The organism is Gaetbulibacter sp. PBL-D1 (assembly GCF_050509525.1).
GTDB classification, from domain to species: Bacteria; Bacteroidota; Bacteroidia; order Flavobacteriales; family Flavobacteriaceae; genus Gaetbulibacter_B; species Gaetbulibacter_B jejuensis.
In genome coordinates this window covers 86312-111006 of the sequence record NZ_JBNWKB010000010.1, presented here as the reverse complement: position 1 = coordinate 111006, position 24695 = coordinate 86312, and the positions used below count along the sequence as shown (strand labels likewise).

22 protein-coding genes are annotated in these 24695 nt (G+C 32.7%); 18 read left to right on the top strand and 4 right to left on the bottom strand.

Going from position 1 to position 24695, the window contains the following annotated elements:
- Nucleotides 1–43 precede the first annotated feature (43 nt).
- Together ACQ0RB_RS10240 and ACQ0RB_RS10235 are read right to left on the bottom strand one after the other, a co-directional pair.
- Entirely contained in the window at nt 44–955 is a 912-nt protein-coding gene (locus ACQ0RB_RS10240) for a bifunctional metallophosphatase/5'-nucleotidase (RefSeq protein WP_430498272.1), read from the bottom strand.
- A 3-nt stretch (nt 956–958) separates the two neighbouring features.
- A complete protein-coding gene (locus ACQ0RB_RS10235) occupies nt 959–1717 on the bottom strand; it encodes a 5'-nucleotidase C-terminal domain-containing protein (protein ID WP_129760346.1) in 759 nt (252 codons plus the stop codon).
- A gap of 68 nt (nt 1718–1785) precedes the next feature.
- Between ACQ0RB_RS10235 and ACQ0RB_RS10230 the strand changes: the two genes are divergently transcribed.
- From ACQ0RB_RS10230 to ACQ0RB_RS10145, 18 genes are all read left to right on the top strand, one after another.
- Nucleotides 1786–2304 (top strand): DUF6913 domain-containing protein, encoded by a 519-nt coding sequence (locus ACQ0RB_RS10230; RefSeq protein WP_129760345.1) that lies wholly within the window; start codon nt 1786–1788, stop codon nt 2302–2304.
- On the top strand, nt 2304–3182 hold the full coding sequence (gene dapA, locus ACQ0RB_RS10225) for a 4-hydroxy-tetrahydrodipicolinate synthase (protein WP_430498271.1): 879 nt from the start codon (nt 2304–2306) through the stop codon (nt 3180–3182). Before ACQ0RB_RS10230 ends, dapA begins: the two co-directional genes overlap by 1 nt.
- Nucleotides 3183–3304: 122 nt before the next feature.
- A complete protein-coding gene (locus tag ACQ0RB_RS10220) occupies nt 3305–4120 on the top strand; it encodes an outer membrane protein assembly factor BamD (RefSeq protein WP_129760343.1) in 816 nt (271 codons plus the stop codon).
- An 11-nt stretch (nt 4121–4131) separates the two neighbouring features.
- The gene (locus ACQ0RB_RS10215) at nt 4132–4461 is read left to right on the top strand and encodes a DNA-directed RNA polymerase subunit omega (protein ID WP_187347850.1); all 330 of its coding nucleotides are present in this window, start codon (nt 4132–4134) and stop codon (nt 4459–4461) included.
- Nucleotides 4462–4469: 8 nt separating this feature from the next.
- Nucleotides 4470–5681, top strand: coding sequence for a bifunctional phosphopantothenoylcysteine decarboxylase/phosphopantothenate--cysteine ligase CoaBC (gene coaBC, locus ACQ0RB_RS10210; protein WP_430498270.1), 1212 nt, complete (start codon nt 4470–4472; stop codon nt 5679–5681).
- Complete coding sequence (locus ACQ0RB_RS10205) at nt 5674–6561, top strand: DUF4835 family protein (protein WP_430498269.1); 888 nt, start codon at nt 5674–5676, stop codon at nt 6559–6561. The genes coaBC and ACQ0RB_RS10205 overlap by 8 nt, the downstream gene beginning before the upstream one ends.
- A gap of 58 nt (nt 6562–6619) precedes the next feature.
- Nucleotides 6620–8272, top strand: coding sequence for a DNA repair protein RecN (recN, locus tag ACQ0RB_RS10200; protein ID WP_430498267.1), 1653 nt, complete (start codon nt 6620–6622; stop codon nt 8270–8272).
- A 6-nt stretch (nt 8273–8278) separates the two neighbouring features.
- Nucleotides 8279–8539 carry a hypothetical protein gene (locus ACQ0RB_RS10195; protein ID WP_430498265.1) on the top strand — a complete coding sequence of 87 codons (261 nt, stop codon included), beginning with the start codon at nt 8279–8281 and terminating at the stop codon, nt 8537–8539.
- 98 nt (nt 8540–8637) lie between these two features.
- A complete protein-coding gene (locus ACQ0RB_RS10190) occupies nt 8638–9450 on the top strand; it encodes an enoyl-ACP reductase FabI (RefSeq protein WP_134199312.1) in 813 nt (270 codons plus the stop codon).
- 213 nt (nt 9451–9663) lie between these two features.
- The gene (locus tag ACQ0RB_RS10185; protein ID WP_430498262.1) at nt 9664–12954 is read left to right on the top strand and encodes a GEVED domain-containing protein; all 3291 of its coding nucleotides are present in this window, start codon (nt 9664–9666) and stop codon (nt 12952–12954) included.
- Nucleotides 12955–13183: 229 nt separating this feature from the next.
- Nucleotides 13184–14896 carry a choice-of-anchor J domain-containing protein gene (locus ACQ0RB_RS10180; RefSeq protein ID WP_430498260.1) on the top strand — a complete coding sequence of 571 codons (1713 nt, stop codon included), beginning with the start codon at nt 13184–13186 and terminating at the stop codon, nt 14894–14896.
- Nucleotides 14897–15023: 127 nt separating this feature from the next.
- Entirely contained in the window at nt 15024–16703 is a 1680-nt protein-coding gene (locus ACQ0RB_RS10175) for an FG-GAP-like repeat-containing protein (protein WP_430498259.1), read from the top strand.
- Between the two features lie 134 nt (nt 16704–16837).
- Nucleotides 16838–17905 carry a T9SS type A sorting domain-containing protein gene (locus tag ACQ0RB_RS10170; RefSeq protein WP_430498257.1) on the top strand — a complete coding sequence of 356 codons (1068 nt, stop codon included), beginning with the start codon at nt 16838–16840 and terminating at the stop codon, nt 17903–17905.
- 74 nt (nt 17906–17979) lie between these two features.
- On the top strand, nt 17980–18990 hold the full coding sequence (locus ACQ0RB_RS10165) for a glycosyltransferase (RefSeq protein WP_430498255.1): 1011 nt from the start codon (nt 17980–17982) through the stop codon (nt 18988–18990).
- A complete protein-coding gene (locus tag ACQ0RB_RS10160) occupies nt 18983–19951 on the top strand; it encodes a CdaR family protein (RefSeq protein WP_430498253.1) in 969 nt (322 codons plus the stop codon). The genes ACQ0RB_RS10165 and ACQ0RB_RS10160 overlap by 8 nt, the downstream gene beginning before the upstream one ends.
- The gene (gene coaE / locus ACQ0RB_RS10155) at nt 19948–20526 is read left to right on the top strand and encodes a dephospho-CoA kinase (protein WP_343798475.1); all 579 of its coding nucleotides are present in this window, start codon (nt 19948–19950) and stop codon (nt 20524–20526) included. The genes ACQ0RB_RS10160 and coaE overlap by 4 nt, the downstream gene beginning before the upstream one ends.
- A gap of 83 nt (nt 20527–20609) precedes the next feature.
- On the top strand, nt 20610–22178 hold the full coding sequence (locus ACQ0RB_RS10150; RefSeq protein WP_430498251.1) for a sensor histidine kinase: 1569 nt from the start codon (nt 20610–20612) through the stop codon (nt 22176–22178).
- Between the two features lie 2 nt (nt 22179–22180).
- Nucleotides 22181–22891 (top strand): response regulator transcription factor, encoded by a 711-nt coding sequence (locus tag ACQ0RB_RS10145; RefSeq protein WP_129760330.1) that lies wholly within the window; start codon nt 22181–22183, stop codon nt 22889–22891.
- A gap of 37 nt (nt 22892–22928) precedes the next feature.
- On the opposite strand, the gene miaA is transcribed toward ACQ0RB_RS10145, so the two are convergent.
- Entirely contained in the window at nt 22929–23837 is a 909-nt protein-coding gene (miaA, locus tag ACQ0RB_RS10140) for a tRNA (adenosine(37)-N6)-dimethylallyltransferase MiaA (RefSeq protein WP_430498249.1), read from the bottom strand.
- Nucleotides 23830–24675 (bottom strand): ion transporter, encoded by an 846-nt coding sequence (locus tag ACQ0RB_RS10135; protein WP_430498332.1) that lies wholly within the window; start codon nt 24673–24675, stop codon nt 23830–23832. The genes miaA and ACQ0RB_RS10135 overlap by 8 nt, the downstream gene beginning before the upstream one ends.
- Nucleotides 24676–24695 lie beyond the last annotated feature (20 nt).

The following is a 24695-nucleotide window of genomic DNA, read 5'->3' as shown; positions in this document are numbered from 1 at the left end:
AGACGCAAAACTAGTTTAACCCTGTCATTTTAGTGTTAAAATTCTAAACTATAATAGAGGTTCCTTCAGCAGCTTTGTTTTTATCAGCATCAAAATAAAAGTCAATTTTACCTAGGTTTATACCATAGCAACCTACTTGGTTTACAAGGGTGTTTTTACCTTCAATATTTTTAACAACAGTTGGTTTTGGCAAAAACGTATGCGTGTGTCCACCAATAATTAAGTCAATATCTTTAGTAGCTTTTGCTAAGTTAAGATCGCTTACTTTTTCAGGGCTGTTTTTGTAGTAATATCCAATATGTGAAAGACAAATAATTAAATCGCAACGTTCAGTCTCTTTTAAAACGCGCGTCATTTCCTGAGCAGTTTCAATAGGATCCATGTATACAGTTTCTTTATACATATCTTTACCTACCAAACCATCTAACTGAATTCCAAGACCAAAAACACCAATTTTAATACCTTCTTTTGTAAAGGTTTTATAAGGTTTTACATGAGTGTCCATTATGGTGTTTTTAAAGTCATAATTAGCTGAAATAAAATCAAAATCGGCATGTGGTAATTGTGCATATAAACCATCAATACCATTGTCGAAATCATGATTTCCAATTGTAGCTACATCGTATTTAAGGATACTCATGAGCTTAAATTCCAATTCGCCACCATAATAATTAAAGTAAGGAGTGCCTTGAAAAATATCGCCAGCATCCATTAATAAGGTATTAGGGTTTTCTTTTCGTATCGCTTCAATTAAACTAGCGCGTCTAGCAACACCACCTTTGTTAGCGTTTCTGCCATCTTCAGGTCCAAAAGCATCAATGTGACTATGAACGTCATTGGTATGAAGAATGGTGATTTTTTTTGGAGGAGTTGCAAACGATTGTAGTCCTAAACCACCTAATCCTATTAAGGTTGATGCAGCAGCTGTTTGTTGTATAAAGTCTCTTCTTTTCATGGCTTAGTTTTTTAATTGAATAAATCTGTCATCAATTACAGGATTAATAGTGTCTACTTTTTTGAAATAATCTATAAGAGCATTTCTAATTTTGTAATCTAAATCATAAAGACTGTCATTGGTTTTGAAAAAATCCATGTGGTCACCACCATTGTATAAGTAATCATTGGTTAAAACAAAATAATTTTTATCAAAGTCAATAGGAGAGTCGTGTAAACTAGCTGAAGCAACATTGAAATCTGCGTCAATAGCTAATTTTAATTTAGAAATTGGATGCGCTCTTTTTGCTTTAGCTAGATATTCTAATAACTCTTTTACTTGAGCGCCTTTTAAGTCAACCACAACCATTGAGTTTTCAAAAGGCATTAATCCATAAGCAGTTCTTGCTGTAACATTACCTTTAGAGAGTATAGATCGAATTCCACCATGATTAAGTAAAACAAAATCGATGTCTTTTCCTGTTCTTTTCTTAAATACAGGGTTTGCTTGTTCGTAGATAGCATCAGCCATAAAATTTCCTACAGCTGTGTTGTATTCTCCATCGTTTTTTGAGTAGGTATCAACAGAATATGCTAAAACACTATCAAGGTTTTTGTTAACGTGCTCACGATAGGGTTTAATGAATGCTTCAACGTCAGAATTAGCTTGAAGACTATCGGTAATTTGTATCTGTTTACCTTCAATTCTATATAAATGATTTTCTTGTTTACAAGAGGTGAAAATCAAGACTGAAGCAACAACTAAAAGGTGTTTGAAATTCATAGGATATTTTAAAAAGTTACAAAAAGATGTAGCACTATTTACTACATTTGCAAAAAGGATAAAGATAAATGATTTTAAAGGCATTTAGGGAAAAATCAAATCAAAAATATATCAACAAATTGTTAAATTCTAGGAATGTGTCTTTTAGCAATACTAAGGTTGATAAAGTAGGAGTGATTTTACACTTAAGTGAATTTTCTGATTTTGAAGCTTTCAGAACGTTTTTTGAGTCCATAGACATTAAGCGAAATAAAGTTAAAATTGTTGCTTATGTTGAAGATAACAAAGATAGTAACGACCTTTGGGATACCTATTTCAATCCAAAAGATTTTGGTTGGAACGGGAAAATAAAAAACGTAGAACTTCAAACATTTATTGACACAGAGTTTGACATCTTAATTAGTTTTTATAAGCAAGATGTTTTAGATCTTAATTTAATTAGTGTAGCTTCAAAAGCTAAGTTTAAAGTAGGATTAGCAGGAATTGATGATCGTTTTTACGATTTAATAATAAATGTTGCACCAAAAGAGTTTACGCTATTTAAAAACGAATTAAAAAAATATTTAACGGTTTTAAACAAAATATAATGAATACATTTTACGGTACAGGAGTTGCCTTAATAACGCCTTTTAAATCTGATTTAACTGTAGATTTTGAAGCGCTTACAAATATTGTTAATTACAACATAGATAACGGAACAGACTACTTGGTTATTAGTGGTACAACAGGAGAGAGTGTAACCATTACTGCCGAAGAAAAGAAAGCCATAATTAATACTATAGTTGAAACAAATAATGGTCGTTTACCTTTAGTTTTAGGAATTGGAGGTAATAATACAGCAGCAGTTATTGAAGAGATTAATACAACCGATTTATCTCATATCGATGCTATTTTATCAGTGTCTCCATATTACAGTAAGCCAACACAAGAAGGCATTTATCAGCATTTTAAAGCCATTTCGCAAGCGTCACCAAAACCTATTATTTTATATAATGTACCAGGAAGAACATCGTCAAACATGTTGCCAGAAACTACATTGCGTTTAGCAAATGATTTTGAAAATATCATAGCAGTTAAAGAAGCAGGTAACAATGTGGCTCAATACTTAACCTTGATTAAGAACAAACCAGAAGATTTCTTGATTATTTCAGGAGATGACGATTTAGCGCTTGGTGTAGTGTTAGCAGGTGGAGCAGGAGTGATTTCGGTAATTGGGCAAGCATTACCTAAACAATTTACCAAAATGATAAATCTTGGTCTTGAAGGAAAAGCAAGTGAAGCTTATGCAATTCACTTTGATTTAATGGATATTACAAGTTTAATTTTTGCAGAAAACAATCCTGCAGGTATTAAAGCTGTTTTTGAAACGCTTGGTCTTGCAAAAAGCATAGTAAGATTGCCACTTGTAGAAGCAACAGAAGGATTAAAATCTAAAATTAAAGAAGCAGTTAATAAGCTAGATTAAACCTAAAAAGTTAAAGTTTATATAAAGCTTACTCATAACACGTTACAACCTTTATTTTAGCACAAAATTTTTGTTTTTATAATACGTTATAAATACGTACTTTTGCATTCTGTTTAAATTTTATGAAGAATTTATTTTACACACTTTTATTAGGATTACTGTTAACCTCTTGTAGCGAGTTTCAAAAAGCATTGAAATCTGAAGATATAGCTGAAAAGTTTACTTTAGGAACTGAACTTTTTGAAGCTGAAAAATATAGTAAAGCTAACAGGTTGTTTGCTCAAATAGTTCCGCAATACAGAGGAAAACCACAAGCTGAAAAGTTAATGTATATGTACTCTAAGTCTTATTACATGATGAAAGACTATCACTTGTCTGGTTATCAGTTTGAGCGTTTTGAAAGCAGTTACCCTAGAAGTGAAAAAGCCGAAGAAGCTTCGTTTTTGTCAGCAAAAAGTTTCTATATGCTGTCTCCAGTTTATAGTAAAGAACAAAAAGAAACTTATGAAGCATTAGATAAACTTCAAATCTTTATTTCTAAATATCCTAATTCTGAATACTTACCAGAAGTAAACGAAATGGTAAAGGAGTTGGATTACAAATTAGAAAAGAAGGCGTATGAAATCGCAAAACAATACAACAAAATAGCTTATTATGACGCTTCAGATTATGAAGCAGCTATAAAAGCTTTTGATAATTTTTTAATAGATTACCCAGGAACTAGTTTTAGAGAAGATGCTATGTTTTATCGTTTAGATTCAGCATTTACTCTAGCTATAAATAGTGTAAGAATTAAAAAAGAAGCACGTTTAAATACTGCTGTTGCCTATTACAATTCTTTTATTAAGTTTTATCCTGAGTCTGAACATGCAGAAGCAGCCAATAAAATGAACGAAGAATTACAAACAGAATTAGAGACATTCAAAGTAAAAAGTTAATTATTAAGATAATGGATTTAAAGAAAACCAATGCTCCTGTTACAACTGTAACTTATGACAGAAATGAAATTGACGCTTCAACAAGTAATATTTACGAAGCTATTTCTGTAATTTCAAAAAGAGCTGAACAAATTAACACTGACATTCGTAGAGAACTTATCGATAAGCTTGAGGAGTTTGCAACCTACAATGATAGTCTTGAAGAAATTTTTGAAAACAAAGAGCAAATAGAGGTGTCTAAGTTTTATGAAAAACTACCTAAGCCTCATGCACTAGCTGTTCAAGAATGGTTAGATGACAAAATTTATTTCAGAAATACTGAAGACAACAATCAGGAATAAGATTTAAGATGTCAATATTAAGCGGCAAAAATATATTACTTGGCATCACTGCTGGTATTGCTGCTTATAAAACAGCTAACCTTGTAAGGTTATTTATAAAAGCAGGCGCAAACGTAAAGGTCGTTATGACGCCTGCTTCTAAAGACTTCATTACACCTTTAACACTTTCTACATTATCAAAAAATCCAGTTCATTCTTTATTTACAAATGAAGAGGATGACAATGCTGTGTGGAATAATCATGTAGAACTTGGGCTTTGGGCAGATATTTTTGTGATAGCTCCTGCAACAGCCAACACCATGTCTAAAATGACTAATGGTACTTGCGACAATTTACTTTTGGCTACTTATCTTTCAGCTAAATGTCCTGTGTATTTTGCTCCTGCTATGGATTTGGATATGTACAAACATCCATCTACAGTGCAGTCTTTTAAGGCTTTAAAATCTTTTGGAAACATAATGATTCCTGCAACAAGCGGCGAACTTGCAAGTGGTCTTGTAGGGGAAGGTCGTATGGCTGAACCAGAAGATATTGTTGACTTTATTGAAAAAGATATTTTAAACAAACTACCACTTTGTGGAAAAAAAGTATTGGTTACTGCTGGACCAACGTATGAAGCTATAGATCCTGTTCGCTTTATAGGTAATCATTCTAGTGGTAAAATGGGTTTTGAAATAGCCAAAGCTGCAGCAAACCTAGGAGCTGAGGTCATATTAGTGTCAGGACCTAGTCATGAAACAGTATCTAGTAGTTTAATAAAATTAATACGAGTTACCAGTGCTTCTCAAATGTATAATGAAGCGCATAACTACTTTGGTAATGTTGATATTGCAGTGCTTTCGGCTGCAGTTGCAGATTACAGACCAAAAAATGTTGCAGACCAAAAAATAAAAAAGAAAGAAGCAACGTTTAGCATAGAGTTAGAAAAAACTAAGGATATATTAGCTTCATTAGGTGCTATTAAAACCAAACAGTTTTTAGTTGGCTTTGCATTAGAAACAAATAACGAGTTAGAACATGCAAAAGGAAAATTAAAAGCTAAGAATTTAAATTTAATTGTATTAAATTCGTTAAACGATAAAGGAGCAGGTTTTGGAGGTTCAACAAATAAAGTTACTTTTATAACTAATGATGACCAAATCATTGCCCAAGAGCTAAAGTCTAAAACACAAGTAGCTGAAGACTTAATGAATCAAATATTAAAACAACTCAATGCGTAATTTTCTTTATATCTTATTTTTATGTTTCGGTTTAAGTGTTACTGCTCAAGAACTTAATTGTAACTTGGTAGTTAACGCGCAACAAACTGGTAACGAAAATGTTCAGGTGTTTAAAACTTTAGAAAGACAATTAACAGAGTTTGTAAACAACACAACTTGGACAGATAAGAATTTTAAACCACAAGAACGCATCAATTGTAGTATGGTAATCAACATTTTAGATTACAATAGCGATGTGTTTAATGCGACGTTGCAAGTGCAATCGTCACGACCAGTTTTTAATTCAACCTACAGTACTCCTGTCTATAATTTTAACGATAAGAACTTTACGTTTAGGTACTTGGAATTTCAAAATTTAGTATTTAATCCTAATCAGTTTGAATCTAATCTAGTTTCAGTGTTAACTTATCATATTTACATGATTTTAGGTTTAGATGCTGATACTTTTGAGCAAAATGGAGGAGATGAATATTACAGACAAGCGCAAACTATTTTAAACTATTCGCAGCAAGAAAACTTTAAAGGTTGGAAGCTAGAAGATGGTCAGCAAACACGCTTTGTTTTAATAGACAACATTTTATCTCCAATGTTTAAAGAATTTAGAAATGTGATGTACGCTTATCATATGGAAGGATTAGATAAAATGCATAGAAACGCAAAATCTTCAAAAGAGGAAATAGCTTCGGTTATTGAAGATTTAAAAACAATGAATAGTAGACGTCCTAATTCTTTTCTAATGCGTGTGTTTTTTGATGCAAAATCCGAAGAAATTCAAGACATTTTTTCAGGTGGACCAAGTGTAAACATTACTGAGGTAATCACATCACTTACTAGAATAGCTCCTATGCATGCTTCAAAATGGAGAAACATAAAATACTAGACACTTTAAAAAAGTGGTACTAGTATAGATTTTTGTTGAAACTTTAGCTAACAATACATTGCTTACATCACTATCCATAAAAAATTACGCTTTAATTGATAACCTTCAGGTTAATTTCAATAATGGGCTTACCATAATTACTGGTGAAACAGGAGCAGGAAAATCAATACTGCTTGGAGGTTTGTCTTTAGTGCTTGGTAAAAGAGCCGATTTGAGTAACGTTAAAGACGCATCAATAAAATGTGTTATTGAAGCCACTTTTGATGTTGCTAATTACGACCTAAAATCGCTTTTTAAAGAAGAGGACTTAGATTACGAACCATTAACCATTGTACGTCGCGAAATATTACCTTCAGGTAAATCTAGAGCATTTATAAACGATACACCTGTAAACTTAGATAGTTTGCAAACCTTAGGCGAACATCTTTTAGATATTCATTCGCAACATCAAACCTTACAGTTAACCAATGACGATTTTCAGTTTCAGGTTATAGATGCATTGGCAGATAACGCTAAGTTACTTTCAGAATATTCTAACCAACTTTCAACATATAAATCGCTAAAACGAGAATTAACTCAATTGCAAGAGCAAAAAAACGAGTTTACCAAAGAGCTAGATTATAACCTGTTTCTTTTAAAAGAATTAGAAGCGGCAAAGTTGGAAGACGACGACTTGGAAACTTTAGAAGAAGAGTATGAAACGCTTAATAATATAGAGGAGATAAAAGATAAACTTTCGGCATCTTATCAATTGTTAAGTAATGAAGATATTGGTGTTATTAGCAATTTAACAGAACTCAAAAATCAGTTTGCTAAAATTTCAGAATATTCGGCAAACTATAAAGCTATTTTTGAAAGAATCAACAGTAGTTTAATAGAGTTAGACGATGTCTTTTCAGAAATTGAAACAGCTCAAGACCAGCTAGAAGATGACCCTAACCGATTAGATGTAGTGAATGCTAAACTGCAAGTGCTTCATAATCTAATGCAAAAGCATATTGTGTCTAATGTTTCTGAATTAATTTCTATTCGAGAAAACCTTAAGGAAAAAGTAGCTGTAACTGAGAATATGGATACTCAAATTGTTGCTATTGAAAAGAAACTTAAAACGATTGAACAACAATTAAATCAACTCGCTAAGGATATTCATAAAACACGAGAAAACGCAATACCAAGCTTAACTGAGCAATTAGAAGCTATTTTAGGAAGTTTAGGAATGCCTAATGCTAAATTTAAAGTAGAGTTAAAGCTGGTAGATAAATTCCATTTAAACGGAAAAGATGAATTGAGCTTTTTGTTTTCAGCCAATAAAGGTGGTCAATTTAATGAACTTAAAAAAGCAGCATCAGGAGGAGAGTTATCTCGTATTATGCTTGCTATAAAGTCAATTTTATCAAAATATACGCAATTGCCAACCATAATGTTTGATGAGATAGATACAGGAGTTTCAGGGGAAATTTCAAATAAAATGGGATCTATTATGCAGCAAATGAGTAAAACAATGCAAGTGTTTACCATAACACATTTACCACAAATAGCATCAAAAGGAGATACACACTTTAAAGTCTTTAAAGAAGATGTTGATGAGGTAACCCAAACGCAGTTAAAAAAGTTAACTTCAGAAGAACGTATTGTTGAAATAGCACAAATGCTTGGAGGCGCAACCCTTTCAGATTCGGCTTTAGAGCATGCAAAACAATTATTAAATTAGCATATTATGAAAAACAAATATAAGTTAGTAATTAGTTGCTGTATTATATTAGCTGTACTAAGTAGTTGTGATGACGACCCTTGTGATGTAGCACACACAGTTATAGATGGCGAGTGTATACCTGATTATGTCTTCCCTCAGAATGAAAACCTAATATCAGGAGATCGATTTTACCACACCCAATATGGAGTTATTACCTTTAAAGACGATAATTGGTATAATGATAGAGGAAGTATTATTGCAGAATTGAACACTAAAAAGCAGTAATACATTTAAAGTTTTATTAATTTTGAATTTAATATTGATAAAACCTAAATAGGTAATCAAATACCAACTAAATTATAAATATTCAAAAAACTAGTAATATGTCATATAACTTATTAAAAGGAAAAAAAGGAATTATTTTTGGCGCATTAGACCCAAACTCAATAGCTTGGAAAACAGCAGAGCGCGTTCATGAAGAAGGCGGAACATTTGTGCTTACCAACGCACCAATTGCTATGCGAATGGGACAAATAAATGAACTTGCTGAAAAAACAGGTTCAGAGATTATTCCTGCAGATGCCACATCAATTGAGGATTTAGAAAATTTAGTATCAAAATCAATGGAGATTTTAGGCGGAAAGATTGATTTTGTTTTGCATTCTATTGGAATGTCTGTAAACGTGAGAAAAGGAAAAGCTTATACTGATCAAAATTACGATTGGACTCAAAAAGGAACCGATGTTTCAGCAATGTCGTTTCATAAGGTAATGCAAACATTGTATAAAGCAGACGCAATGAATGAATGGGGAAGTATAGTAGCCTTAACATATATGGCTGCACAACGTGTGTTTCCAGACTATAATGATATGGCAGACAATAAAGCCTATTTGGAAAGTATAGCACGTAGTTTTGGGTATTTCTTCGGAAGAGATAAAAAAGTAAGAGTAAACACTATTTCGCAATCGCCAACACCAACAACTGCAGGTCAAGGTGTAAAAGGGTTTGATGGTTTTATTGCTTATGCTGATAAGATGTCGCCTTTAGGAAACGCCACAGCTTTAGACTGTGCTAACTATACAGTCACTTTGTTTAGTGACTTAACCAAACGAGTAACGCTTCAAAACTTATTTAATGATGGAGGATTTAGCAATATGGGCGTAAGTGATGCAATTATGGAAAAATTTGTTGAATAAATAACATACATAATTTTAATATATACAATTAAAAAGAAGAAGGGCTTTTGGCTCTTCTTCTTTTTTTATACAATCGCTTGATTTTTAAGCAGCTGTTTTTTGTCGGTTTTTTTGGGTTTTAATCGATTAGAATTGACAGTAGTTTCTTAACAGAAAATTAATCAATACATTTATCCATTAACGTTTTATTAACTATTAATTAAATAACAAATTATGAAAAAAATTACTTTATTAATAGCGTTGGCTATTTTTTCATTTTGTTGGCAATCTAGTGCACAAGTACAGATTGGAAATGGTAACTATGAGGGCTCTTCCTTACCGATTGACCCTTATTTTGGATATACCTATTCGCAATCTATTTATACAGCAGCACAAATCAATGCCAATGGAACAATAACTGATATTTCGTATCAATTTAATGGTAATTCTACTATCACTAACTCAAAAGAGTGGACAGTTTATATAGGACACACCACTAAGTCAGAATTTACTTCAAATACTGATTGGATAGATATTAGCAATTTAACCCAAGTATATAGTGGTACCATAACAGTTGTTGGGGCAGGCACAGCAGAGTGGATTAACATTGATATAACTGATTTTGCCTATAATGGAGTTGATAACTTAGTTGTGGCTGTTACTGAAAGTGCTTCTAGTTACAATAGTAATTCAGATAACTTTCTTACTACTTCGGTTGGAGCAGCACAGTCTATTTATGAAAAAAACGATTCGAATGCACATGATCCAATGTCACCTCCTACAGCAGACGGAACACCAGCGTATATACCAAATATAATTTTGAATGGTATAACCCAATCATGTCCTGATCCATCTAATATGATTGCGAATACTATGACTACCACATCAGCTGATTTATCATGGTCTGCTGGAAACACTGAAACTACTTGGAATTTAGAGTGGAAAGCTGGAGCTGATTTTAATCCTGGTACAGGTGAAGAAGATGGGTCAGATGTAGTAACCGGTTCTGCTGAATATGTTGGTGAGCTTATAGCTCTAAACCAAAATACAGAATATTATGTGTATTATCAAGCTGATTGTGGTGGAGGTGATACTAGTGGTTGGGTGTCATATACTTTTACTACGCTAGCAGAAACTCCTAACTGTGCGGAAGCACCTATTACACCATTAAATGCAGCAGTTGATGTTCAAGGTGAGACAGTATCTTTAAGTTGGACTGCTCCATCATCTGGACAAACTCCAACAGGATATAATATTTATACTTACGATGATGCATCTGGAACAAATCCAGTTTTAGAGACGAGTGTAGTGACAACAACGGCTTCTATAGATTTTTCTTACAGTCAAGTTGTATATTGGTCTGCTGTTCCTGTTAATGCGTCTGCAGAAGCATCTGGTTGTGCTATTTGGAGTTTTACTGTTGAAGACGCTCCATTGGGTTATGACTGTAGTAACCCAATTGTTGTTTCATCAGTACCTTATTCAACATCAGATGACACAGCAAATTACGGAGACGCATATGACCCTTCTGATGTACCTGCTTTAACAGGCGCTCAGTATACTAATGGAACAGGAAGCTCATCTTACTTAGGGTCTAATGAGACTGTATACTCGTTTACACCTGCTTCTGATGGTGTTTATAATTTTGATTTAACATTACCTACATCTGATTGGCACTCTTTATGGTTATTTGAAGGTTGTCCTTTTTCATCGGTAGTAGCTTACCATACTTCAACTAGTGGTTCAACTAGAAGCTTACCATTAATTAGCTTAACTAGTGGTACAACGTATTATGTTGTAGTGTCAGCTTGGTCAGGTTCACCTCAAACAACAACTTATGATTTAGATATTTATGAAGTTACTTGTCCTGAGCCATCAGATATGACTGCAGATAATTTAACTGAAACTTCAACTGACTTATCATGGAGTGCTGGTAATGCTGAAACAACTTGGAATATTGAATGGAAAGCAGGAGCAGATTTCACTCCTGGAATGGGAGAATCTGACGGTTTAGATACAGTGACTAGTACACCTGAATATAATGGTATGCTTACAGGTTTAGATGATAACACTACTTATTATGTGTATTATCAAGCCGATTGTGGTGGAGAAACGAGTGATTGGGTAGCGTTTACTTTTACAACGCCTGCTACACCTCCATCTAATAACGATTGTTCTAACGCTACAACTATCACAGTATCAGATGAATCTTGTAATAATGCTGTGTCAGGAACTACTGCAGGATCAACAAATTCTGCAGACTATGATTGCTCAACAAGTTACAGAGAAGTATGGTATGAGTTTACACCAAGTGCTGATGGCTTATATAATATAGAAAGAACTTTAACCTCAGGTACAGCTTCAACTTATTTATCTATTTATTCAGGTAGTTGTGGGAGTTTAACTCGTATTAATTCAAGTTGTTATTCTACTTCCTTACAAGAATCTCTTACAGCTGGAAATACTTATTTAATTTCAGTAGCTACTTATTATACTTCTCAAGTAGATTTTGATCTTTGTGTTTATATGGAACCTACTTGTTTTGTGCCAGAAAACTTAGGTGCAAATTTTGTGGCTCCAAATTCTGCAGATTTAAGCTGGGAAGCTCCAACTGAAGGTACATCACCAGTTGGTTATAATTGGGAGGTTGTGCCATCTGGTAATGGACTAGGTAATGGAACCTTAGGGTCAGGTAACACAGCAGGATTAACTGCGTCAGTTTCTGGATTAACAGCTGATATGCTTTATGACTTATATGTACAAGCTGATTGTGGAGGTGGAGATACCAGTGCTTGGGAAGGACCATTTACTTTCAATGCTGGGTATTGTGTGCCATCAGGAACAAGTTCAGGTTCATATGTAAATATGTTTACTACTACAGCTGCTGCAGGTATGAATATAGATAATTCAGCTTCTGGTTTTGCTACTAATAATTACGGAGATTATTTTGATAATCATACAGTTAGCCTTGGGGCAGAACAAACTTTTGATTTTAATGTTGAGATTGTTGGTGGAACTGTTGGTGCAGCTATTTGGATAGACTGGAATAACGATTTCTTTTTTGATGAGCTTGAAGCGGTTTATTCTACTAGCTCATTCGGTAATGGACCTTTTACAGGAACAATCACAGTGCCAGCATCTACACCAGAAGGTGACTATAGAATGCGTGTAATGATTGATTGGAATGATAGTAATCCTGGAGATGACGATGCTTGTTCATTTGGATCAGGACGAGGAGAAGTAGAAGATTATAAAATTACAGTAGATAATTCATTATCAACAATAGGTGTTGAGACATCTCAATTCACATACTTCCCTAACCCAGTTAATGATAAATTAACGCTAAATGCTCAAAGTAACATTCAAAATGTTGCAGTATATAATATGTTAGGACAAGAAGTAATAAACGCTTCTCCAAACACATTAGATGCTGAGGTTGATATGGCAAACCTTAATAGTGGTGCTTATTTTGTTAAAGTAACAATTGATAATGCTACAAAAACTATTAGAGTTATAAAGAACTAAATAGTTTCAATAAAAAGAAGAAAAGCCTTAGCAAATTTTGCTAAGGCTTTTTTTATTGTAAATTTAGTTTATTTCAAGGTTAATAAATCGTAAACAATCATCTAGTAAAGGTTAAGTTTTTGTGTTGTTTATCGAAACTATTGACATTTAGTCGATTATGGTGTTTACAGGTTTCTATTCTATTAAAGAATTGATATTTTTAGTCAAATAACTATTAATACAAATCAATATGAAAAAAATTACTTTAGGTTTATTAATGTTTTGTTGTTTTGCTTTTTCGTTGCAAATTAATGCTCAATTTGCTGAAAGTTTTGAAACAGAAATTCCTGCTTCTTGGACTGTTATAAATAATGGCAGCCCAACAGGGTGGGAGTATTATAGTACTCCAACAGGAGGTGCCCAAGATGGAACAAGTGTTGCTAGAATACTTTATGATTCATCTACAGCACACGATGATTACTTAATTACACCAGGTATTACTGTAGCTTCAGGTGTTAATGATAGGTTTTCGTTATATGTAAAATCTAGAAGTAGCGCTTTTTTAGAGCCTTATGAGATTTTATTATCTACAACTGATACTAATGCAGCTTCATTTAATGTCGTTTTACAAGCTTCAAGTGAGGCACCAAATACTTGGACTCCATTAACGTTTGATTTAAGTGCTTATGTTGGTGATACGGTTTATATTGCTGTACATGCAACTGGTACTAATGAATGGGAGTTGTATGTTGACAATGCTATTAGTGATGCAATACCAGCTTGTCCTGCTCCAACTGATTTAGCTGTTTCAGATATGATTGGGACTACTGCTAATTTAGGTTGGACAGATAACGCAGGAGTTTCATTATGGGATATAGAGTTAGTAGATATAACTGGAGGAGGAAGTGCTTCAGGTGCTCCTACAGTATCAGGTGTAAGTAATCCTTATGAAGCAATGTCTTTAGTGTCTGGAAATGATTATGAGTTTTATGTAAGAGCAGATTGTGGAGGAGACGGAACAAGTGAATGGGCTGGTCCATTTGCATTTACTTTTTATCCTGCTCCTGATTGCCCGATAGCTCCAGTTTTTCCAGTTGATGGGGCAACAGATGTTTCTGTAGGTGATATTACTGCAACATGGACTGCTCCAGCTACAGGACCTACTCCTACTGAATATAATTTTTATGCAGTAGATGATGAAACAGGAGCTAACCCTCAATTAATAGGTACTGTTGCTACAACTTCTATTGATTTAAATATTTTGGCTTATGAAGCAACGATTTATTGGATGGTAACATCACTGAATGGAACTACAGAATCTAGTTCTTGTGCAGTTTATAGCTTTACTACAGAAGCAAATCCAGGATATTGTCTTACTGCTGTGTATGGTCAATACCCAGCTGCTACTTATGACGCTACAGCTGCAACTTGTGATGGTACAACTCCTAACGATGTAACTACAAATGCTTGGGCTAGTGAGTATGCTTTAGTAACAGTCGAGTCTGGACAGACTTATCAGTTCTCTAGTTCTGTGGCTACAGATTTTATAACAATTAGTAATGCAGATGGAACAGCAGCAATTGCTTATGGAACTTCACCTGTGACTTGGACATCTAATGTAGATGGTGACATTAGATTTTATGCTCATGTAAATGATCAATGTGATAGCGAAGATACTGGTAGAGTCAAATCTATATTATGTGGATCATCTCTAGGATTAGAAGATGTAAGTTTATCTCAATTCACATATTATCCTAACCCAGTTAATGATAAATTAACGCTTAACGCTCAAAGCAACATTCAAAATGTTGCAGTATATAATATGTTAGGACAAGAAGTAATAAACGCTTCTCCAAACACATTAGATGCTGAGGTTGATATGGTAAATCTTAATAGTGGTGCTTATTTTGTTAAAGTAACAATTGATAACGCTACAAAAACTATTAGAGTTATAAAAAACTAAATAGTTTTAAATAAAAAAAAGAAAAGCCTTAGCTAAATAGCTAGGGCTTTTCTTTTTTTAGTACTTTTAAAATTATACACTTATATAAATGAAAAAAAACATTTTATCTTTTAAAATAGTATTTCTAATGAGTGTAATTGTTTACTCTCAAACATATTTTTCAGACCAAGCTTCTAATATCGGATTAGGTTTTAGTAGTGGTAATACTCCTTTTGGTAGTGGAATAACTTTTTGCGATTATGATAATGATGGTTGGGACGATATAACTTTGGCTTCTCAAGCTGGAACTGCTTTACGATTTTTTAAAAATGTTAATGGCGTTTTTGTTGAAGAAGTTTTAATCTCACCTCAAATAACTTCTCAGGTAAAACAAGTCAATTGGGTTGATATTGATAATGATGGAGATAAAGACCTTTATATGACAAGTAACGTGTCAGGAAATAGGCTTTTTGTTAATAACGGAAGTATGAGTTTTCACGAAGTTACTTCAACTTGTGGTTTACCAACTAATAATATTTTTACTTATGGTGCATCTTGGGGAGATTATAATAACGATGGCTACCTTGATGTTTTTTTAAGCAATAGAGATGTTACAGGTGTAGTGCCAAATTATTTATATAAAAATAATGGTGATGGAACATTTGTAAATGTAAGTAATCTTGTAGGTATACTAGAAGTTAGTGATTTATCTTTTTGCTCTGCTTTTTTTGATTATGATAAAGATGGTTGGCAAGACATTTACGTGTCTAACGATAGAGTAGATAACCCAAATGTACTTTATAAAAACAATGGAGACGGTACTTTTACTGATGTTAGTGTTAACACAGGTACCAATCTTTACATTGATGCTATGTCTGTAACAATAGATGATTATAATAATGACGGTTGGTTAGACATTTATGTAACAAATACACCAAGTGGAAATGTGTTATTACAGAATAATAATGGAGAGACGTTTACCAATGTTGCTTCAACAGCAGGAGTCCTTTTTAATAGCATAGGTTGGGGAGCAGTTTTTTTGGATGCTGAAAATGATATGGATTTAGACTTGTATGTAAGTGGAGAATTTAATGGTTCAGTACCAGGTTTTTTATCAGCCGCCTTTTATGAAAATAATGGTAGTGGCTTTTTTAGTATTCCTACCAATGTTGGTTTTGTTAATGACTATAGAAAAAGTTTTTCTAACGCAATTGGAGATATTGATAATGATGGGTTTCCTGATATTGCTGTGAATAACATTAATAATGAAAATATATTTATTTGGGAAAATCAAACAGTTTCAAGTAATAATTGGCTAAAAGTAAAACTTCAAGGAACTGTTAGTAATAGAGATGGTATTGGTTCTTTAATAGAAATTTCAATTAATGGAGAAAAGCAATATAGATATACACTTTGTGGAGAAGGTTATCTCTCTCAAAACTTAGGGATCGAAATTTTTGGACTTGCAGATAATACAATTGTTGATTATGTAAAAGTAACATGGTTAAGTGGTATTGTTGATGTTATTAATAATGTAAATGCAAATCAAGTTTTAGAGATTATAGAAGGTGAAAATCAATTATCAATAAACGAAAACGAACAGGCTACTTTTAGTTTTAATAACCCTGTATCTGATGAGTTAATAATAAAATCTGACCAAAACATAAAATTCGTAACGTTATATAATGCTCTAGGTCAGGAGTTATTGCAAAATAAAGCTTTAGCTCGTGAGGTGAGGTTAGACCTTGCACATTTAGAAAAAGGATACTATTTTATAAAAATGGAGACAAATGATAATTTAAAGTCTTTTAAGATTATTAAAAACTAAATGAACTAGAATTAAGTGTAACTATTCACTTAACGAGAATACCTTGTTTTTTGTCGAATTTATTGATTATAAAATTAAGTCTTGTCTTTTTTTAATACATTTATATCGTTATTAATCAAATACCTAAATATACCATGAAGAAAATTACTTTATTGGCATTTTGCCTTTTTTTAACAAATATTTACGTTCAGGCGCAGTGTAATTTTACCAGTCAATTTCCGACAGAGACCTACAGTGCATTGAATTCAGGATCAATTGAACAAATCTCTAGTTGTAGCTCCTTTGGTGAGTTTTCTGTTGTTGATAACCTCAATATTGGAGATGAATATCAATTTGATGGAGATGGTGGTTATATCACAATAACCGATGCTGCTGATGGAACTACTGTTTTAAGTCATGGAGCATCACCATTAAGTTGGGTGTCTACTGCTGTTGAAGTTGAAGTGCATTGGGCTGAGAACGCTGTATGTGACATTGATATTAATTGTCATGTAACTACAGTACAAAACTTAGATTCAACAGGACTTTCTAATGATGATTGTGCTACAGCTCAATCTATAATCCAAGAAACTGGTGTTGCAAGTGCAGGAGCAGCAAGTGCAACTTCAGGAACTATTGATTCAGCAACTAGTTCGGGTATGTCTGCACAAAGCTGTGGTGGAACGCCAAATGATGATGTTTGGTATTCTTTTGAAGCTTTAACATCTAATGTTACTTTAACTCTTGAGCTAGATAATTTTGATGGAATAATAGAATTATACTCTGGAAGTTGTGGAAGTTTGTCTGCTGTTAGTTGTGCTGATAATACAGAAGGAGGACCAGCTTTAGAAACAATTAACTCTACAAGTTTAGTTGTTGGAGAAACATACTATGTAAGAGTATTTCAATGGGGACCAGGTTCAACAACAGGAAAAACTTTTGATTTGAAGATTTGGTCTTCTGATACTTTAGGAGTTGATGAGGTTGAGAGTGAAAACGCTTTTACTTATTTCCCTAACCCAGTTAAAAATGAGTTGAATTTAAAAGCTCAAAGCAATATACAAAATGTATCTATTTACAACATGTTAGGACAAGAAGTTGTTAGAACTGCTCCTAATAGTTTACAAAGTGAAGTTAGCATGAGCAACTTAAGCAATGGTGCTTACTTTGTGAAAGTTACTATCAATGATGTAACTGAAACTATCAGAATTATAAAGCAATAAAAATATAAAATATTGTATTTCAAAAGCCACCAATTAGGTGGCTTTTGTGTTTAGTTTAATTACCTTTGTGGTATATGAATGCACTTGATTTTTCATTTATAATACCAGTATTTAATAGGCCTGATGAGGTTAATGAGCTTTTAGAAAGCTTTACTTTCTTAGAAGGCGATTTTAGCTTTGAAATAGTTATTGTAGAAGATGGTTCTAATATTGATTGTAAAGCAATAGTAGCATCTTATATTGATAGATTGAATATTTCCTATTACTTTAAACCTAATTCAGGACCTGGAGATTCTAGAAACTTCGGAATGAAAAAGGCAAAGGGAAATTACTATATCATATTAGATTCAGACTGTTTATTGCCTAAACATTACTTACAAACGGTTAAAAATAGTCTAGATAACGAATTTGTAGACTGTTTTGGAGGTCCTGATGCGGCTCACCAGTCGTTTACATCACTACAAAAAGCTATAAACTTTGCTATGACTTCTTTTATTACTACTGGTGGAATAAGAGGAGGAAAGACAAAAGTAGATAAGTTTCAACCACGAAGTTTTAATATGGGACTGTCTAAGGCTGCATTTGAAGCTTCAGGAGGGTTTGGTGTAATTCATCCAGGTGAAGACCCTGATTTGTCAATACGGTTAATTAACCTAGGTTTTAAAACTAAATTGATTAATGAGGCATTTGTATATCACAAACGCCGAATTTCTTGGTCTAAATTTTACAAGCAAGTCAATAAGTTTGGGTTGGTTAGACCTATTTTAAACCAATGGCATCCTAAAACAGCAAAACTAGTTTATTGGCTACCAACATTGTTTTGCTTAGGTTTTTTAGCTTCAATAATTTTGTTTGGTTTAGGAATTGACTTAGGACTAAAATTATATGCTTTATATTTTATAGTAGCCTTTATTTTAGCATTAATTAGCTCCAAAAGCTTGGTTGTAGCTATACAAGCTATTATTGCAATAGCAATACAGTTTTTTGGTTATGGTTATGGGTTTTTAAAGTCTACATTAGCTTTAAAGTTTACTAAGAAAACTCCAGAGCAGGTATTTCCTCATTTATTTTTTATACATGGTTAGTAAACTAAAACATAAACTGCTAAAGTCAATAAAGAGTAAAAAACTCAATGTGTTTGGGTTGTTTCTGCTTTTAGCATTTTTGTTTTTGGTAATTTCAAAACTATCCAAAGAGTATACTGAGTCGGTTAATTTTGCAATTAAATTTTCTAATGTTCCTGAGCATTATGTGTTAACAAAAAATGACTCAGCCAATGTAAATGTAGTGATGAACTCTCATGGGTTTAATTTAATGCCTTTATACTTTTCAGATCATTCTTTAAAAGTAGATTTTGAAAAAGATCTAAGCTTGGTTGACGACCATTATATTTGGGTGCCTAATGCAACTGTCCATAATATAAAACCTCAGTTAGGAGATAAAGTTGAAGTTGTATCAATAAAACCAGATACTTTAAAGTTTTCGTTTCAAACGTTAGCAGTTAAAAAAATACCTGTTGTTGTAGATTCTAAAATTTCATTCTCTTCAGGGTATGATTTGCTGAACGGTTTAACGGTTTCTCCAGATTCAATAAACGTTATTGCGCCTCAAAATGTGATTGATAACATAGAGTTTATAAACACTAAATCTCTAACTTTAAAAGAGGTAAAATCTAATATCAACTCAACAGTTAATGTGGTTTTACCAGAGGTTGATTATAACATTAAGCTATCAGAAAATAAAGTCACAATAACTGGAGATGTCGAAAAGTTTACTGAAGGTACAATAGAAGTACCGTTGAACATAAATAATACGCCTAATAATGCCACAGTAAATTTTTTCCCTAAAACTGTATCTGTATTGTATTATTTACCTTTAAAAAACTTTAAAGAAATTAAATTACAAGATTTTAGAGTAGAATGTGATTACAATGAAGTTTCAGGAAGCAATCGTACGTTCTTAACGCCTAAAATTACCAGATTACCTAATGTGGTTAAAAATGCCAAAATAAAACAAAGCAAAGTAGATTTTATCTTAGTAGAATGAAAATTGTAGGTCTTACAGGTGGTATTGGTAGTGGGAAAACAACTGTTGCTAAATTGTTTTCTGAATTAGGTGTGCCTATTTATATCGCTGATGTTGAAGCTAAAAAATTAATGAATAGGTCTAAAGTAATCCGTAGAAAGTTGATTGCGCTTTTTGGTGAAAAGGCTTACACTAACGAAGGCTTAAATAGACCTTATATTGCTTCAAAAATATTTAATAACAAAGAACTGCTTGAACAAATGAATGCTATTGTGCATCCAAAAGTAGGTGCGCACTTTAAGCGTTGGCTTAAAAAGCAGAATGGTGCATATGTTATTAAAGAAGCAGCTATCATTTTTGAAGAAGGTATGCAATCTCAATACGATTGTATCGTTTTGGTTACTGCAGATTTAGAAGAACGCATAAATCGTGTGTTACAACGCGATAATACTTCAAGAGAAAAAGTTTTGGCAATAGTCAATAACCAGTTAAGCGATGAAGAAAAGATTAAAAAATCTGATTTTGTGATAGTTAACAATACTATTGAAGATACAAAAGTTCAGGTTTTAAAAATTCATAAATCATTGATAAAGTAAGTCAACAACTCAAATTTTAACATTTTTGTTAATGTAAGGTTAAAGGGTACAAAAACTAAATGTTAAAATCTTAAATTTGAACGATGGGCAAAAAGCTATTCATTTTAATGGTGGTTTTAATGAGTTTATCACTCATAGGGATTATTTTCGTTCAAGCATATTTTATTAATAATACGCTTATAAATGAAAAAAATCAGTTTACCTTAAACGTAAAACGTTCGTTAAGTTTTGTTTCAAAAGCAATTGAAGACAAAGAGTTCGCTGTTTTTGATAAGAAGCTTCAAGAGTTTATAGAAAAAGGAGGTAAGCCTGATACTACAGCACTGTCTGAAATAATCCTTAAGTATCAAGATAACGCTAATAACGAAACCGTAATTTTTAGAAACGGTATTTTAGAAGAAAGCTATAAAATCCCATCACTGTTCTTTGAAATAGGTTTAGATAGTATAAGTTTAAACAGGGTACATAGCAATCAAGAAACAAAAGTATACAGCAATAATAATTTAACAGGAGAATTTAAGATTAGTCCTGAAAAATCATTTCAAAATATACAATCTATGTCGCCTTTGCAGCAAGCACATTTTATTGCAGCTACAAGAGAGCGTTTTAAAAATATTCCGGTTTATAAACGAATTACCAGCGAAGAGGTTTCAGGGTTTTTAAAAAAGCAACTTAAAAATAATGGTATTGATATCAATTTTGAGTTTGCTATTTATGATAAAGATTTGGCTACCAAAGTACAGTCTGATGATTTTGAAGTATCGAGTGCTACACTTGGTGTTCCCGTATTTTTAGATAATAATGGAGAAAGTGATTATAGACTTTATGTAGATTTTCCTGAACGTAATAAGTTTTTGTTTTCAACCATTTTAAAAATGTTGTTGCTTTCAATAATCTTTACAACAATTATTATTGTTGCATATTCAAGTGCTGTTTATCAGTTGATAAAGCAACGTAAAATATCACAGATAAAAACAGACTTTATCAATAACATGACGCACGAATTTAAAACGCCAATAGCAACAATTAATTTGGCTTTAGATTCAATAAAAAACCCAAAAATAATTGGCGACCAAGAAAAGGTAATGCGCTATTTGGGAATGATAAAAGACGAAAACAAGCGTATGCATGCCCAAGTTGAAAACGTTTTGCGTATATCTAAACTAGAAAAGAATGAACTTAACATTAGTAAGGATAGAGTAAAGTTGCACGACTTAGTAGAAGACGCAATTACACATGTAGAGTTGATAGTTGAAGATAGAAAAGGTTATGTAAAAACGCATTTAGAAGCTGCTAAATCATCTGTCTTAGCTAATGAAAGTCATTTTACCAATGTTATTGTAAACATTCTGGATAACGCTATAAAATATAGTGACGATGCACCAAAAATAGATGTGTATACAGAAAATGTAGGCAATAACATACTATTAAAAATAGCCGACCAAGGTAACGGGATGTCAAAACAAGTTCAAAAACGTGTTTTTGAAAAGTTTTATAGAGAGCATACAGGAAATGTTCATAATGTAAAAGGTCATGGTTTAGGTTTGGCTTACGTAAAAAGAATAGTAGAAGACCATCAAGGTCATATATCAGTAGAAAGTGAAAAAGGAAAAGGTAGTGTATTTACAATTAAGCTGCCACTAATATCATAATTATGGAAGAACTAAATAAGAAAATTCTATTAGTAGAAGACGATCCAAATTTTGGAACTGTATTAAAGGATTACTTAACCATGAACGAATATACAGTTGTTCATGCTAAAAACGGAATGGAAGGTTTTGAGAAATTCAAAAAAGACGATTTCGATTTATGTATTCTTGATGTCATGATGCCTTATAAGGATGGATTTACACTTGCTAAAGAAATTCGCGAAAAAAACGCTGATGTTCCAATCATTTTCTTAACTGCAAAAGCTATGAAAGAAGATGTTTTAAAAGGATATAAAGTAGGAGCAGACGATTACCTAAACAAACCTTTTGACAGTGAAGTATTGCTTATGAAAATTAAAGCAATTATGCAGCGTAAAGCAACTGACTCTGTAGCTGATAGCAAACAATTTGAATTTAAGATTGGTAAGTTTGACTTAAACTCTAAGCTGCGTTTCTTAAAATTTAATGGTGGAGAGCCAGTTAAGCTTTCTCCAAAAGAAAACGAATTATTACGTTTATTGGCTTTACATGAAAACGATTTAATGCCAAGAGAATTAGCGTTGACCAAGATATGGAGAGACGACAACTACTTTACTTCAAGAAGTATGGATGTGTACATAGCTAAACTACGTAAGTACTTAAAACCTGACGAAAATGTTGAAATTTTAAACATACATGGAGAAGGGTTTAGGTTGGTTGTCAATCAAAACGCATAAATTATATAAGAAAGCCTATCGATTTTGATAGGCTTTTTTATGATTTTATACTGCGTTCAATTGTAGCTATGATCTCTTTGACATTGGTTTGGTAGTCAAACCAAAAGGTGTCCTTATTCTTTTTAAACCAAGTTAATTGGCGTTTTGCAAAACGCCTTGTGTTCTTTTTTATTTCAGAAATGGCAAAGTCTAAAGTCCATTCGCCATTAAAATAATTGAAAAGCTCTTTATAGCCTACTGTGTTTAATGCGTTTAAATGCTGTTTTGGTATTAAAGCTTTAGCTTCTTCTAGAAGGCCTTCTTCAACCATAATATCTACACGAGAGTTTATTCTATTATAAATTATCTCTCTGTCAGCAGTAAGCCCTATTGAAATGGTTTTAAACTGTCGCTGCTTTTTGTCTTTGTTCAAAAAAGAAGAGTAGGGTTTACCTGAACCAATGCAAACTTCTAAAGCTCTTATCACTCTATGCGGATTCTCAATGGCTATGGTGTTATATGCGTCAAGGTCTAATTCTTTTAATTGTTCTTGTAAGCTAATTAGTCCTTTAGTTTTTAGTGTTGTGTTAAGTTGTTCTCTAATTTCTGGTTTTACATTAGGAAACTCATCCAAACCTTTGGTAACAGCATCAACATAAAGACCAGAACCACCAACCATAATAACAACATCATGTGTTTGGTATAATTCAGAAAGTTTTGCAATAGCATCAACCTCAAAAGCACCTACATTATAATTGTCTTCAATACTCTTATGATGAATAAAATGGTGTTTTGCTGCGCTCAATTCGTCTGCTGTTGGAGCAGCAGTACCTATTTGCATTTCTTTAAAAAATTGTCTGGAATCAGCCGATACTATTTCGGTATTAAAATGTGTAGCCAATTTAATACTTAAAGCAGTTTTGCCAATAGCAGTAGGACCAACAATGGAGATTAGATATTTACTCATGTTCTAGCTTATTGCCACAGTTGTAACAAAAATCGGCTTTTTGCTTATGGTCGTCAACACCACAATTAGGACAAGGATAATCTTTTTCTAAAGTAAATAATCCTTTTTTCTTTCTGTTTTGAGCAAATTCAGCAGTAACAATTCCTGTAGGAACAGCAATGATACCATAACCCAAAATCATGATTAGCGAAGCAATAACCTGACCAGTAGGAGTAACAGGGTGTATATCACCATAACCAACAGTAGTAAGTGTAACAATACACCAATAAATACTCACAGGAATACTTGTAAAACCATTAACCTCGCCTTCAATAACATACATTAATGAACCTAAAAGCACACAAACTACGAGTACAAAATAGATGAAAACAATTATTTTAGTTCTACTTGTTTTAATGGCTAAACGAAGCTCTGAGGCTTGACCAGTAAAGTGTACTAAGTTTAAAATTCTGAAAATACGTAAAAGTCTTAATGCTCTTACTACGGATAAAATTTGTGCACCACCAAAAAAGAACGATAGGTACATTGGTAGAATTGCTATAAAGTCGATAATTCCATAAAAGCTAAAAATGTATTTAGATGGTGTTTTTATGGAAATAATCCTGAGGATGTATTCAATAGTAAAAAATATGGTTATAATCCACTCACAAATTAAAAGAACATTATGATACCTTTCATCTACTGAGTCAACAGTTTCCAACATTACCATAAGAACACTAAGTAAAATCAGACCAAGCAGGACAATATCAAAAGCTTTTCCTGCTACAGTGTTGGTGCCATAAATTATGATGTGCACCTTTTGTCTAAAAATATCAAATTTTGATTTCACTTTTATTATCTATTGACGCTAAATACCAA

What these genes read in the sequence shown, in the direction of transcription:
- ACQ0RB_RS10180 (WP_430498260.1), top strand. Translation starts at nt 13,184, where the DNA reads ATGAAAAAAATTACTTTAGGTTTATTAATGTTTTGTTGTTTTGCTTTT.
- ACQ0RB_RS10185 (WP_430498262.1), top strand. Translation starts at nt 9,664, where the DNA reads ATGAAAAAAATTACTTTATTAATAGCGTTGGCTATTTTTTCATTTTGT.
- ACQ0RB_RS10150 (WP_430498251.1), top strand. Translation starts at nt 20,610, where the DNA reads ATGGGCAAAAAGCTATTCATTTTAATGGTGGTTTTAATGAGTTTATCA.
- ACQ0RB_RS10175 (WP_430498259.1), top strand. Translation starts at nt 15,024, where the DNA reads ATGAGTGTAATTGTTTACTCTCAAACATATTTTTCAGACCAAGCTTCT.
- ACQ0RB_RS10230 (WP_129760345.1), top strand. Translation starts at nt 1,786, where the DNA reads ATGATTTTAAAGGCATTTAGGGAAAAATCAAATCAAAAATATATCAAC.
- ACQ0RB_RS10205 (WP_430498269.1), top strand. Translation starts at nt 5,674, where the DNA reads ATGCGTAATTTTCTTTATATCTTATTTTTATGTTTCGGTTTAAGTGTT.
- ACQ0RB_RS10195 (WP_430498265.1), top strand. Translation starts at nt 8,279, where the DNA reads ATGAAAAACAAATATAAGTTAGTAATTAGTTGCTGTATTATATTAGCT.
- ACQ0RB_RS10190 (WP_134199312.1), top strand. Translation starts at nt 8,638, where the DNA reads ATGTCATATAACTTATTAAAAGGAAAAAAAGGAATTATTTTTGGCGCA.
- ACQ0RB_RS10160 (WP_430498253.1), top strand. Translation starts at nt 18,983, where the DNA reads ATGGTTAGTAAACTAAAACATAAACTGCTAAAGTCAATAAAGAGTAAA.
- ACQ0RB_RS10220 (WP_129760343.1), top strand. Translation starts at nt 3,305, where the DNA reads ATGAAGAATTTATTTTACACACTTTTATTAGGATTACTGTTAACCTCT.
- coaBC (WP_430498270.1), top strand. Translation starts at nt 4,470, where the DNA reads ATGTCAATATTAAGCGGCAAAAATATATTACTTGGCATCACTGCTGGT.
- ACQ0RB_RS10235 (WP_129760346.1), bottom strand. Translation starts at nt 1,717, where the DNA reads ATGAATTTCAAACACCTTTTAGTTGTTGCTTCAGTCTTGATTTTCACC.
- miaA (WP_430498249.1), bottom strand. Translation starts at nt 23,837, where the DNA reads ATGAGTAAATATCTAATCTCCATTGTTGGTCCTACTGCTATTGGCAAA.
- dapA (WP_430498271.1), top strand. Translation starts at nt 2,304, where the DNA reads ATGAATACATTTTACGGTACAGGAGTTGCCTTAATAACGCCTTTTAAA.
- coaE (WP_343798475.1), top strand. Translation starts at nt 19,948, where the DNA reads ATGAAAATTGTAGGTCTTACAGGTGGTATTGGTAGTGGGAAAACAACT.
- ACQ0RB_RS10240 (WP_430498272.1), bottom strand. Translation starts at nt 955, where the DNA reads ATGAAAAGAAGAGACTTTATACAACAAACAGCTGCTGCATCAACCTTA.
- ACQ0RB_RS10165 (WP_430498255.1), top strand. Translation starts at nt 17,980, where the DNA reads ATGAATGCACTTGATTTTTCATTTATAATACCAGTATTTAATAGGCCT.
- ACQ0RB_RS10215 (WP_187347850.1), top strand. Translation starts at nt 4,132, where the DNA reads ATGGATTTAAAGAAAACCAATGCTCCTGTTACAACTGTAACTTATGAC.
- ACQ0RB_RS10170 (WP_430498257.1), top strand. Translation starts at nt 16,838, where the DNA reads ATGAAGAAAATTACTTTATTGGCATTTTGCCTTTTTTTAACAAATATT.
- ACQ0RB_RS10145 (WP_129760330.1), top strand. Translation starts at nt 22,181, where the DNA reads ATGGAAGAACTAAATAAGAAAATTCTATTAGTAGAAGACGATCCAAAT.